11 protein-coding genes, 1 tRNA gene and 1 other annotated feature (1 of these 13 running past the window's edge) are annotated in these 12,914 nt (G+C 47.3%); of the genes, 8 read left to right on the forward strand and 4 right to left on the reverse strand.

The window, feature by feature from the left end; all coding sequences use genetic code 11:
• Positions 1-123, forward strand: a binding site (T-box leader); it begins 71 nt to the left of the window's first position.
• A 46-nt stretch (positions 124-169) separates the two neighbouring features.
• The 4 genes from leuS to EL173_RS04650 all read left to right on the forward strand — a co-directional run bounded on the left by leuS (position 170) and on the right by EL173_RS04650 (position 5,760).
• The gene (leuS, locus tag EL173_RS04630; RefSeq protein WP_005687226.1) at positions 170-2,581 is read left to right on the forward strand and encodes a leucine--tRNA ligase; all 2,412 of its coding nucleotides are present in this window, start codon (positions 170-172) and stop codon (positions 2,579-2,581) included.
• A 519-nt stretch (positions 2,582-3,100) separates the two neighbouring features.
• Entirely contained in the window at positions 3,101-4,744 is a 1,644-nt protein-coding gene (locus EL173_RS04640) for a putative polysaccharide biosynthesis protein (RefSeq protein WP_014571206.1), read from the forward strand.
• 4 nt (positions 4,745-4,748) lie between these two features.
• Positions 4,749-5,459: a pseudouridine synthase gene (locus EL173_RS04645; protein WP_005688618.1), complete on the forward strand. Its 711-nt coding sequence runs from the start codon at positions 4,749-4,751 to the stop codon at positions 5,457-5,459.
• A gap of 85 nt (positions 5,460-5,544) precedes the next feature.
• The gene (locus tag EL173_RS04650) at positions 5,545-5,760 is read left to right on the forward strand and encodes a zinc ribbon domain-containing protein (protein WP_005688621.1); all 216 of its coding nucleotides are present in this window, start codon (positions 5,545-5,547) and stop codon (positions 5,758-5,760) included.
• Between the two features lie 130 nt (positions 5,761-5,890).
• Here EL173_RS04650 and EL173_RS04655 read toward each other — a convergent pair whose 3' ends face one another.
• The 3 genes from EL173_RS04655 to EL173_RS04665 all read right to left on the reverse strand — a co-directional run bounded on the left by EL173_RS04655 (position 5,891) and on the right by EL173_RS04665 (position 7,485).
• Positions 5,891-6,721, reverse strand: a complete 831-nt coding sequence (locus EL173_RS04655) for an NAD(P)H-hydrate dehydratase (RefSeq protein WP_005688624.1) — start codon at positions 6,719-6,721, stop codon at positions 5,891-5,893.
• Positions 6,718-7,218 (reverse strand): NUDIX hydrolase, encoded by a 501-nt coding sequence (locus EL173_RS04660; protein ID WP_005687236.1) that lies wholly within the window; start codon positions 7,216-7,218, stop codon positions 6,718-6,720. The genes EL173_RS04655 and EL173_RS04660 overlap by 4 nt, the downstream gene beginning before the upstream one ends.
• Before the next feature lie 182 nt (positions 7,219-7,400).
• Positions 7,401-7,485: transfer RNA gene (locus tag EL173_RS04665), tRNA-Leu, on the reverse strand.
• 129 nt (positions 7,486-7,614) lie between these two features.
• Between EL173_RS04665 and EL173_RS04670 the strand changes: the two genes are divergently transcribed.
• The gene (locus EL173_RS04670; RefSeq protein WP_005688627.1) at positions 7,615-8,088 is read left to right on the forward strand and encodes a glutathione peroxidase; all 474 of its coding nucleotides are present in this window, start codon (positions 7,615-7,617) and stop codon (positions 8,086-8,088) included.
• 106 nt (positions 8,089-8,194) lie between these two features.
• The gene (locus EL173_RS04675; RefSeq protein ID WP_015764365.1) at positions 8,195-9,403 is read left to right on the forward strand and encodes a MalY/PatB family protein; all 1,209 of its coding nucleotides are present in this window, start codon (positions 8,195-8,197) and stop codon (positions 9,401-9,403) included.
• A 127-nt stretch (positions 9,404-9,530) separates the two neighbouring features.
• Here EL173_RS04675 and EL173_RS04680 read toward each other — a convergent pair whose 3' ends face one another.
• Positions 9,531-10,859 carry a metallophosphoesterase gene (locus EL173_RS04680; protein WP_005688631.1) on the reverse strand — a complete coding sequence of 443 codons (1,329 nt, stop codon included), beginning with the start codon at positions 10,857-10,859 and terminating at the stop codon, positions 9,531-9,533.
• Positions 10,860-11,073: 214 nt separating this feature from the next.
• On the opposite strand from EL173_RS04680, the gene EL173_RS04685 reads away from it, so the two are divergent.
• Both EL173_RS04685 and EL173_RS04690 read left to right on the forward strand, forming a co-directional pair.
• The gene (locus EL173_RS04685; RefSeq protein ID WP_005687240.1) at positions 11,074-11,340 is read left to right on the forward strand and encodes an ACT domain-containing protein; all 267 of its coding nucleotides are present in this window, start codon (positions 11,074-11,076) and stop codon (positions 11,338-11,340) included.
• 154 nt (positions 11,341-11,494) lie between these two features.
• On the forward strand, positions 11,495-12,838 hold the full coding sequence (locus EL173_RS04690) for a PFL family protein (RefSeq protein WP_005688634.1): 1,344 nt from the start codon (positions 11,495-11,497) through the stop codon (positions 12,836-12,838).
• Positions 12,839-12,914: the final 76 nt, after the last annotated feature.

Here is a 12,914-nt window from a genome sequence, read left to right on the forward strand (position 1 = left end):
AGACTGAACTGACCTTTGAAGTTGCTGCGGTGAACGGAGTAATCGCAGCCGGCCGGACCGTTACCCCTTTTGAGCGCTGTGAAAGCAGAACTTAGGTGGTACCGCGGCTGAGCCGTCCTAATGAAGACTAGGGCGGCTTTTTGTTTGAAAATAAGTGGGAGGTAACAAAATGGCATACGATCATCATGAGATCGATAAGAAGTGGCAGCGTTATTGGGCCGAACATAACGAATTCAACACCACAACCGATCCGAAGAAACCGAATTATTATGCATTAGACATGTTCCCATATCCATCAGGCCAGGGCTTGCATGTTGGACATCCAGAAGGCTACACCGCGACCGATATTGTGGCGCGGATGAAACGAATGCAAGGATTTAACGTTTTGCATCCGATGGGGTGGGATGCATTCGGTTTACCAGCTGAGCAATATGCCTTGAATACCGGTCACAATCCCCGGACTTTTACTAAGCAAAACATTGAAACGTTTAAGCGTCAAATTAATAGCCTTGGTTTTTCATATGATTGGAACCGGGAAATTAATACGACCGATCCGAATTACTACAAATGGACACAATGGATTTTTGAACAACTGTATAAACATGGACTAGCGTATGAAGCTGAAGTTCCGGTTAACTGGAGCCCTGATTTGGGAACCGTAGTCGCTAACGAAGAAGTGATTGATGGTAAAACGGAGCGGGGCGGTTTTCCGGTTGTTCGTAAGCCGATGCGGCAATGGATGCTAAAGATCACAGCGTACGCCGATAAATTACTTGCAGACTTGGATGATTTGGATTGGCCTGAATCAATCAAGCAGATGCAACGAAACTGGATCGGCAAGTCAACCGGGGCGCAAATCACGTTTACGGTCACCGATACTCAGGAAAAGTTTGACGTTTTCACAACGCGTCCGGACACCCTTTTTGGCGCAACTTATGTCGTCATGGCACCAGAGCACGACTTGGTTGAAAAGATTACGACGCCGGAACAGCAGGCAGTTGTTGATGCTTATATTGAAGAAGCGGCACATAAGTCCGATCTTGACCGGACGGCGCTCGATAAGGAAAAAACCGGCGTCTGGACAGGTGCTTATGCGACCAACCCCGTCAATGGCGAGAAGTTGCCGATCTGGATCTCGGATTATGTGCTGGCAACTTATGGTACCGGGGCGATTATGGCGGTGCCGGCCCACGATGATCGCGACTATGCTTTTGCTAAGAAATTTGGCATCGAAATCAAACCGGTGATTGAAGGTGGCAATATTGACGAGGCAGCTTATACCGGCGATGGCGTGCACATTAATTCCGGCTTTCTTGATGGCTTAAACGAACAGGATGCCATTGATCGGATGATCGCATGGCTGGAAGATAAAGGCATTGGCCAGGAAAAAGTTAACTATAAGTTGCGTGACTGGGTCTTTTCCCGGCAGCGTTATTGGGGCGAACCCATTCCAGTGATTCACTGGGAAGACGGCGAGACAACCCTGGTACCAGAAGATGAATTGCCGCTGACTTTGCCGGAAGAAGTTGATATCAAGCCAAGTGGAACCGGTGAGAGCCCGCTCGCCAACCTGACTGACTGGGTCAATGTTGTAGACAAGAACGGGCGTAAAGGTAAGCGTGAGACGAATACCATGCCGCAATGGGCTGGTTCTTCGTGGTACTTCCTGCGCTTTGTCGATCCACATAACAAAGAGGCCTTGGCTGATTATGACAAGCTCAAGCAGTGGATGCCAGTGGACCTTTATATCGGCGGGGCCGAACATGCCGTGCTGCATCTGCTGTACGCGCGTTTTTGGAATCTGTTCCTTTATGATATCGGCGCGATTCCAAACAAGGAACCATTCCAGCGCCTGTTTAACCAAGGCATGATCTTGGGTGATAATCATGAAAAGATGAGTAAGTCCAAAGGGAATGTCGTTAACCCCGATGACGTGGTGGACGAATACGGTGCCGATACCTTGCGCCTGTATGAAATGTTCATGGGACCATTGGATGCCGGTATCGCTTGGTCCACGGATGGTTTGGCGGGTGCCCGCAAGTTCTTGGATCGAGTATGGAGCGCCTTTATTGATGATGAAGGCAAGCTGCGCGATCGTATCACCACCATTAATGACGGTCGTTTGGATAAGGTCTACAACGAAACGGTTAAAAAAGTAACCGAGGACTATGAGGCGTTGCATTTTAACACGGCGATTGCCCAAATGATGGTCTTCATCAATTCGGCGCGCAAAGACGATGATTTGCCGCTAGAATATGTTGAAGGCTTTGTCAAAATGCTCGCACCGATCGCACCGCACTTGATGGAAGAAATCTGGCAACGGCTGGGACATGATCACAGCTTAACCTATGCGCCGTGGCCAAGTTATGACGAAAGCAAGCTTAAAACCGACACCTACGACATGATGGTGCAGGTCAATGGCAAACTTCGTGGTTCCATCACTGCGAGCGTTGATGAGACTGATGACGAGATCAAACAAGCTGCTTTAGCCAATGAAAATGTCCAGAAGTATACGACAGGCAAGGATATTAAAAAAATCATTGTCGTACCACGTAAGATTATTAATATCGTTGCTAAGTAATGTGGTTGCATTTTGGTCAGACTGATAGGATAAGTTTGATTGCCACAATTGCGGTTCTAGAGACAAAAACTGCCTCTGGAATCGCTTTTTTGGTGAGCGCGAGCCGGCGCGGTTAGAAAGTAAGCGTGAGCCAGCCCGCTTAGAAGCCGGAGTGTAAGTGGCCTTGGGCGTGATGGCCGGTCTTTGGCCATTGCGACCAAGGTCCTTACACGCAGGCTTCTGGGCTGGCGAACGCGTTATGGGCGTAAACCAGAATATAAGTGGCCTCAGGCGTGATGGCCGGTCTTTGGCCATTGCGCCTGAGGCCCTTACACGCAGATCCCTGCGCCGGGGAGCGCGTTATGGGCGTAAACCGGAGTATAAGTGGCCTTAACCATTATGTGAAGGCAATGGTTTAGTTTACGTGACTACGATTTTCAAAGATTTCTTTTGATTCAACAAAGAAACTCAGTAAAGATTGCAAGTGAGGCTGGGATTGCCTAAAATATAAAGGATTACGCAACACGACAGGAGCTTATCATGGAAAATTCGCTGGGCGGCGGGACGCAACCGCCACGTTCAGACAAGGAAAAAATGATCCGCGGTTCGGCGTGGATGACTGCCGGCAGTGTTTTTTCGCGGATTCTTGGTGCTATTTATGTCATTCCGTGGCGTATTTGGCTTGGAGCGGCTTTTTTAACGGCTAATGCTTTATTTACTAAAGGCTATCAGATTTACAGCCTGTTTTTGATTATTTCAACTGCTGGTGTGCCTGGCGCGGTTTCCAAACAAGTTGCCCGCTATAATGCGATGGGTGAATATAAAACCGGTATGCGGCTTTTTTATCACGGGACATTTGCCATGTTCATTATGGGGATCCTGTCTTGTGGGGCAATGTGGTTGCTAGCGCCATTGCTCGCAGCAGGGGATGCCCGGATGATTCCGGTTTTCCGCTCGTTGGCATGGCCACTGTTGCTGATTCCATCGTTGAGCCTGATTCGGGGCTTTTTCCAAGGCTATAACGAAATGGCGCCTAGTGCGATCAGTCAGTTTATTGAACAGGTTGCCCGTATTCTGTATATGCTTGTCATGACTTATGCCATCATGGTTGCCGGTAACCATGATTACCTGAATGCGGTTGTGCATTCAACCTTTGCGGCATTCATTGGGGCAGTTTTTGGACTTGGCTTATTGGTCGTGTATTTTGTTCGGCAGAAACCGCGATTGGATACTTTGGTGGCACACAGTAAACAGGCGCTCAATATCAGCGTTAACGAAATTTTAGTTGATGTTGCGCGGCAGGCGATTCCGTTCATTATCATGGATTCAACGATTAATATTTACTATATTGTTGATCAATACACGTTTAATCCAATGATGAAGGCGTTCTACTTAGTTAGCGAAGATCAGCTTGATCGGTTCTATGCATTATTTGCCGGCAACGCCAACAAGCTGATCATGATCATTGTCAGTCTTGCAGTGGCCATGGCAATTACGGTTGTTCCTTTGCTGGCTGGCGCAAAAACGCGCGGGGATGTTGAAGGTTTAGCGCGGCAAATTACGAACACGTTGCAGCTTTTCTTCATCGTCATGATTCCATCGGCGTTAGGCATGGTGGCCGTTGCGCGTCCGTTATATGTTTTGTTTTATCGTGATATGGACTTCCTTGGGATTCGCTTGTTACAATTTTCGTCAATTTTGGCGATTCTTCTAGGATTATTTACGGTATTGGCTGCTATTCTTCAAGGGTTGTTTAATAATCGATTGGCGATTCAGGAGATGCTGGTTGGTCTCGCTGTTAAAGTCATTGCGCAATGGCCGATGATCTTCTTCTTTAATGTTTACGGGCCGGTGATGGCGACAATGTTGGGCATGACGGTGTCTAGTTTGTTGATGTTGTATTCGACTAATCGGATGTACAATATTCATGTCAGACAGACCATTCGGCGCGGCGTCGGTATTTTAGCTTTTTCCCTGATTATGTGTGCGGTTTGCTACTTGATCGTGGACGTATCCGGTATTCTCATTAACCCTGAGAGTCAGTTTGGCGCAGCGTTTGTTTTACTGGTAGCAGTTGGTGTTGGCGTTTTGATTTACGGTTATTTGATTTTGAAAACACGTTTGGCCGATATGATCATTGGTGCACGGGTCAGTCGGCTGCGCGAAATTTTACACATCCGGTGATTTTATGCGATTAGATAAATATTTAAGTCATTTACAGTTTGGTAGTCGAAAAGAAGTCAAAGCCTTGATTCGCGACAAGCGCGTTCGGATTGCTGGGGAGTTAGTGACGGATCCGGGCTACAATATTCTTCCGGGTGTTGCCGTTGAGGTTAATGATGCTCAAGCGGACGGGCCACTTGAAGTCGATTATTTAATGAACAAACCGGCTGGCGTCATCACCGCAACCGAAGATCCAACGCAATCAACGGTATTGGACTTGATTCGACCGCATGATTATCGGCCCGGCCTTTATCCAGTCGGGCGCCTTGATAAAGATACAACCGGACTGCTATTGCTCACAACTGATGGCAATTTAGGGCATACTTTGTTAGCACCGAACCACCATGTGCCAAAAACTTATGCCGCTAAGTTAGCCAAGGCACTTACAACTGAGATGAAACACCAGTTAGAACATGGCGTTGCTTTAAAAGACTTTACAACGGCACCAGCTGATGTTCAGGTTGTACCGGCGACTGACAATAAAGAAATTTATATCACAATTACAGAAGGCAAATACCACCAAATTAAGCGGATGTTGCTGGCCGTTGATAATGAAGTCGTCGCATTGACACGAATTGCAATGGGACCATTACGTTTGCCTGAGGACTTAGACGCCGGTGAGTATCGGGCACTGACGGATGATGAGCGTTCGCTACTGGATCAGATGGTACGCTAAGTTTAAGCTTTACTTTTTCGTTAACGGATCCATTGTCATGGCATAGTTGCACCCCTATACTGATAGACAAGAAAGGGTGAGCGCAATGGACCAACAACAATATATTTGCCCCAAATGTCAAAATACAAGCTATATTTCGGATCGGTTTCAGGCAACGGGCGGTAATTTTTCCAAAATCTTTGATGTTCAAAACAAGAAGTTCGTGACGATTTCGTGTACCCGCTGTGGTTATACCGAGCTATATCGCAGTGAAACCAGTTCGGGGATGAATGTCTTGGATTTTCTATTAAATGGCGGTTGATTTTGACCGATTTGGCGGGTCGTGTTCGTTAAGATTCATGAAGATGAGCGCCGCAGACGACATAAAAACGTCCTTAGAAGTTCGAAATTCTAAGGACGTTTTTTGACTGCGTTGATTGTCATCTTTTGAGCTAATTTGCTGATTCGGATAATTGCTTCAGGTAGGCTGGTAGTTCCTGAATGACCATGGTTGGTAAGGCGACGTAGCTGTTCATAGCTACAATGTCTGCTACATGCGAGTGAACAAAAACCGCAGCTAACACAGCTTGGGTCAAAGGATGGAATTGCCCCGCAAAAGCAGCAATGATGCCGGTTAAGGTGTCACCGGAGCCGCCAGTTGCCATGGCTGGTCCGCCAGCTGTGTTGGCATAGATTTCGTTTCCGATGAATACATGCGTTTGGGCACTTTTGGCAATGATGATTCCAGGGATTTTTGCGGCTGCTTGTTGACTGGCTTCAATTGTTTGCGCTGCGAGTGCCAAGCCGGAGAGACGTTGCCATTCGACTTGATGCGGTGTCCAAATTAGCTGGGCTTGGGGATAGGCGAGGTGATGAGCGGCGACAAGGGTAATGGCCGAACTGTCAATAATGAGCACTTGGGCTTGACTAACGGCTGCAAAGACACGCTTTAAAATTTTCAAAGCAGTCGTGTCCGTGCCTAATCCCGGTCCCACAACAATGACGGTCGCTTGATGGATCGCTGTCTCCAGTGCCGAAGTGGAAGCATCCAGGATCATCGCTTCAGGTAAGCGGGCGTGTAAAGCGCTGCGATTGACAGGATTGGTCGCAACACTAACCAGTCCGGCACCGGTGTAAACAGCCGCACTGGCACTCATAATTGCTGCACCACCATATTGCGCATTACCGCCGATGATAAGGATTTTACCGAAGCTGCCTTTATAAGTATTCCGTGATCGCGGACGAACAATGGCACGCGCTAATTGTTCCGTCAGTTGTTTCATGGTGTGGGCACCTCTTTTAAAACCGTCCAGTCATTAAATGTTTGCGTGGATAAATTCGGGGTGCCGGTTTGCAGGTAGTCTTTGGCAAACATGACAAGTGGTGAGGCGTTTTCCCAAGTTAACTTTGCTAGCGGCAGGGCACATGCTCCCAGTGAGTCTTGACCTGTAAACTGTGGGACTGACGATGCCAACTGTCCACCGGTTAACGTCAATGCATAGAACACGCAAATATGTTGATTAATCGTCCAACGTTCATATTGCCACGGATAAACAAAGCTGGTTGCCCCTAACTGTCGGTCGATTGTGGCAGTTAGGCCGGTTTCTTCGCTAAACTCCCTCAAGACATCATGCTCAAGTGGTTCGGGACCATCCAAGCTGCCACCGGGAAGATCGAATCGATGAATGTACGGTCCGCCATTTTTCCGAATGACGATCAAGCGCTGGTCAATGGTTGCAATGCCATAACAGCCAAACGCGCGATGGGTTTTATGTGTCATTGTCTCGCCTCCATCGTCTAAGCGTAGCACGGAGAGGGAGGTGAGACAATGAGTACCTTGGCTGGTCCCCATTTTGTCCCCCTGGAAACAAAAACAAAGCCCTCCTAAGATAACCTAGGAGGGCTAAAACGTTGATGTATAGGCATTTCATTTTCTAAAGAAGGCTAAAATATCCTATGAAATGCCGCGAACAGGAATCGAACCTGCACGGGAATAAATCCCACAGCGACCTGAACACTGCGCGTCTGCCAGTTCCGCCATCGCGGCAACAACAATAATGATTATAGCGGATGCGTAGAAGGGGCGCAAGCAAAACTTTAAATATTTTTCCGGGTTGTCCGATTCAAAAAATGTTAGGATAAAGCAACGTGATTATTTGAGAAGGGTGGTAGCATCATGTCAATTTACGATTTTGAAGTAACGCTAGAAGACGGTTCCAAGTATTCATTGAATAAATATAAAGGCCGGCCGATGTTGATCGTCAATACGGCAACCAAATGTGGTTTTGCCCCGCAGTTCGACGGTTTGGAAGCATTGTATAAAAAGTATCAAAAAGCAGGCTTGATCGTGTTAGGATTTCCATCAAATCAGTTTAAGCAAGAGCTGGCGGATGGACATGCTGCAGCAGAGGCATGTCGAATGAAGTACGGGGTCAGCTTTCCGATGCATCAACTGATCAAGGTCAATGGTCAGCAGACGGCGCCGTTGTTTAAGTATTTAAAGACCGAGGCTCCAGGTGAATTGGGTAAGTCGATCAAATGGAACTTCACCAAGTTTTTGGTCGATCGCAACGGTCATGTTGTGAAGCGCTTTGCACCTAAAACAACTCCTGAAGCAATCGAGCCAGCGGTTGAGGAGCTGTTATCCTAAGGCTTTAAAAGGATTGCCGGATGACTGATTGGGTACTTGATGACGGTGGACATGGTTCTACTGGATGCGTACAATGACAACAAAAGCAAGAAAGCAGGGATCATTGATGGAAGATTTGCCAACTGATATTGCAACGTTTGTGGACACGCACTTAGTTGATCGCCATAATAGCAATGCTGTGAAGTGGGACGGTCTGAAAGAAGAATTTGGCCGGGCTGACTTGTTGCCTATGTGGATTGCCGACACTGAGTTTAAGGCGCCTCAAGCAGTTTTGGATGCATTGACAGCTCGCGTCAAGGAAGGGACGTTTGGCTATTCCATTCGCCCGCAGTCTTATTACGAAGCGTTCATTAACTGGCAAAAAGAACGACACGGCATCACGGTTGAACCTGAGTGGATGCGTTTTGGCGTTGGCGTTGTCAAATCACTGTATGCGATGGTGAACTGGCTGACAGAACCTGGTGATCCGGTCCTCATCATGCAGCCGGTTTATTATCCCTTTATGAATGCCATTAATGATCTTGGACGTAAAGTCGTATCAGTTGACTTGCAATTAACCGCTGATGGTTGGCGCATGGATTTTGACCAATTAGAAAAGACCTTGGCGGCGAATGAAATTAAAGCGATGATTCTGTGTTCACCGCACAATCCGGTTGGTCGGATCTGGACCCGAGATGAGTTAGAACAACTTTTTGCCATCACAAGTCGGTATGATGTGACAGTGGTTTCTGATGAAATTCACGGTGATCTTGAAGTGAGTGGGCCGAAGTTTACATCCGCTCTACAGGTCGCTGAAGGTAAAGCTCGAAAAAAGCTTGTTGTGCTCAATGCGCCGTCAAAAACATTTAATTTAGCCGCCTTGCTGAATTCACACATTATTATTCCCGATCAAGCGTTGCGTACGAGTTATGATGCCTTCATTAAGCAGCTGCATCCGGTTGATACGAGCTTGATGGGGCAAGTGGCCGGTGAAGCTGCTTATCGGCATGGCGCTGCTTGGTTAGATCAGGTCTTACAAGTGGTTCGCTACAATTATCGGCAACTGCAAGCTTGTTTAGCCGCGGCGGCACCACAAGCGACCCTGGCCGACTTACAAGGGACTTATTTGGCTTATGTTGATATTGGTGCTTATGTTGCGCCAAGTCAGATCAAAGACTTTGTTGAAGGGGTGTGCGGATTGGCCGTTGATTATGGTGCATGGTTTTCACCGCAAACGGCAACTTATATTCGTTTAAATTTAGCTACTGATCCTAAGCTTGTTGCCGAGGCGATTAACCGACTAACCACTCATTTGGCACAGCAGCCGCAGCGGTGATCGGGACAAGAATTAAATTGCCTTTTTCAAGATAAAACTCGAATTCAAAGAGACGGAATGGTTCTCCTTGAATCCGAGCTTTTTTAATATTGTGCTGCACAAACCAGTTTACTTGATATGGGACGTGTTATCGAAGCTTGAGGCGTAAATACTGATCGCCTAGATTGTGATCCTGAACAATGGTTTTCAGATATCGGCGTAACATGGCTGAACGTTCAAGCACGGACCAACCGGGGTCGGCATGCAACCGTTTAAGTTCAGCGCGACTTGGATGATCATTTCCGGTGAAAAAGCGCCAATTCAAAATACCCATTAATCTGGCAGCGGCGTCAAGATCACGCTGATTGGTCACATTATTGTCCATTAAATCACCATAGGCTAACGCTTCACCATCTTGCAGAAATAATTTTTTCAAGTAACGCTGATAGTGCAAGAGATCAGGATTTTTTCGCTGTTTTGCGGTGAGATAAGGCGTCAGGTCGGTGATCTGTTTTTGATAAGTAATTTGCTGGGGACCAAACGTGACGACCCCATAACTAGCGGGACTAATAGAAAATGCACCACTGACAATTTCGATAGTCGGGCACTGGCCAGCTGGGTCGCGGCTGATGTCTTGAGCATGAATATGCCCGGAGAAGACTAAGGGCACGTGATAGCGGGTTAACAATTTTTTTAACGCGTCACTGTTGTCTAAAACATAACCTTGATTGACGGCTTCGTTATGCGTGTATAGATTGTGATGCATGAAAATAATTGACTTGCGATGCGCGCGGGCACCCAGCGCTAATTGGCGGCGCACCCAGGTCATCGTTTGCGGAGAAAGCTTACCACCTGTATTAGGCGGACGATTAGATGGCTCAATCGTGTAAATGTTGCTATCTAGCAGCAATAATTGGTATTGGTGATTGAGATTTACGCGATAACTTAGACTGTTCCCATCTTGGGCAGCAGCTTGTTCATAACTGCTGTGGAAGATCTGGCGCCAGTCGCTGGGGCTAATTTGTTCAGTCAGGCGTTGTTGGCGTCCCTTATAAGCGCGGGCCCAACCGTCATAAATATCGTGATTTCCGGGGATGATTAACACTTTAATGCCGTGGTCAACAAGCGGTTGTAGTCGGTGCATCAAGCTTTCAGCACTGGTTTTCTCACCGTTAAACGTCACATCCCCAGTGATAATTAAGGCGGTTGGCCGTGATTTTAAGGCGTTTTGCACTAATGCATGAATAGCAACTGGTTGATAATCCATATCTTTACCCGCGGCTGATCGTTTGATTTGGGTATAGGCGCTGCGTTCATCGTGCAAACTAGGCGCAATAAAATGCGTATCACTAAGCACCCAGATGCGTGGATGGGCATCGTCAGTTAACGGTGTTTGGTGATCAGGGTGGATTTGGGTTAATCCTAATGCGAGCAGGAACATACCAAACAGTGCTACCAAATATTTACCGACTTTCATTTTCTGCCTCCAAAGTTGATTCTACCATGACAAAAGACCAGCGCCAGATTGACTTATTTAGGTATAAGCATTAATTGCCGGATGCGAATTTGGGAGTGGAGGACTGCAGGCAGTTGTTGAAAATCTTCGCAGCTTACTTCATCGGTTATGGTAAAATAAAGCATCGTTTCACCGTATGAACCAAAATAATTGTTTTTAAAGAGAGGAAAGAATCATGCAAGTCATCGTAACCGTTATTGGGACAGATAAGGTCGGGATCATAGCGCAGGTTACCACTGCACTCGCTAATTTAGATGTTAATATCTTAGATGTGTCACAAACCATTATGCAAGGCGCCTTTACCATGATGTTATTGGCTAAAATTCCGGATGATGCCAGTTTCAAAACTGTTAAGCAACAACTAACAGCTTTAGGCGACAAAATCGGTGTGGAGATCAAAGTTTCCCGTCAGGAGATTTTTGACGCGATGCACCGTCTGTAAGCTGGTTTAGTCATAACGCGTTCGCCGGCGCAGGGGTCTGCGTGTAAGGACCTTAAGCGCAATGGCCAAGAAGCGGGCCATCACGCTTAAGGCCGCTTACACTCCGACTTCTAAGCGCGCCGGCTCACGCTCACTATAAAGGAGTAGCTTGATCATGGAGACGCAACAGATTAAAGAAACAATTGAAATGATCAGTGAGGAAAATCTGGATATTAGAACGATAACCATGGGGATTTCCTTGCTGGATTGTGTGACGGGTAATTTACAAACAACCGCTGATCATGTTTACGCTAAGATTATGAAAAAGGCGGCCAATTTGGTAGCGGTGGCGGATGCCATTAGTGATGAGTATGGCATTCCGATTGTGAATAAGCGGATCAGTGTGACCCCGGTTAGTCTTTTAGCTGGAGCGGATCAAATGCTTGATTTTCGGCCGGTTGCCTATGCGATGGATCGTGCCGCTAAGGATCTGGGCGTAGATTTAATCGGTGGGTATTCGGCATTAGTCCAAAATGGCAGTACCAAGGCCGAAACCGCGCTGATGAAGAGTTTGCCGGAAGTGTTAGCAACGACAGAACGGGTCTGCGCTTCGGTAAATATTGGCAGTACGCGTAGTGGATTGAACATGGATGCCGTTAAGTTGATGGGAACGGTGGTCAAACAGGTGGCTGATCGGAAGCCGCAAAATGCCATGAAGCTGGTCGTCTTTTGTAATGCAGTTGAAGATAATCCGTTTATGGCAGGAGCCTTCTGGGGGATTTCAGAAGGTGATGTTGCGATCAACACCGGTGTTTCCGGTCCCGGCGTGGTACAGCGCGCACTCGCCGCTGAACCGGATGCCAGTTTTGAACAAGTATGCGAAACAATTAAACAAACGGCATTTAAGGTATCACGAATGGGGCAATTTGTTGGAAAGGTTGCTGCTGATCGGCTAAAGGTACCGTTTAATATTGTCGATTTAAGTCTCGCACCGACGCCGGCTCAAGGTGATTCCGTCGCCCAGATTTTAGAAACGATGGGTCTTAGCCATGTTGGCACGCCAGGAACCACTGCGGCACTCGCTTTGCTTAACGATGCGGTCAAAAAAGGCGGGATCATGGCTGCTGAACGAGTAGGCGGTCTATCCGGTGCGTTTATCCCGGTTTCTGAGGACGCCAACATGATCACAGCAGCGGCTAATGGTCAAATCAGTTTGGAAAAATTGGAAGCGATGACGGCAGTTTGTTCCGTTGGGTTGGATATGGTTGCCGTTCCTGGTGATACGCCAGATGCAGCAATTAGCGGGATGATTGCCGATGAAGCAGCGATTGGCATGATTAACAATAAAACCACTGCAGTGCGCGTGATTCCGGTACCCGGTAAGCAAATCGGTGATCAAGTCGAATTTGGCGGCTTGTTTGGAACTGCCCCGATTATGGCGGTTAATGATGGGGATGCCAGTCAATTTATTAATCGCGGCGGTCGCATCCCGGCACCAATCCATAGCTTTAAGAATTAACCCGCTACTTTAAATTCTTAGCATGGAAGCATTTCTGATGGCCGGTTTATTTTTTTAATAACGTACTTTGCAGTTG

It is taken from the genome of Lacticaseibacillus rhamnosus, assembly GCF_900636965.1.
Classification (GTDB): domain Bacteria; phylum Bacillota; class Bacilli; order Lactobacillales; family Lactobacillaceae; genus Lacticaseibacillus; species Lacticaseibacillus rhamnosus.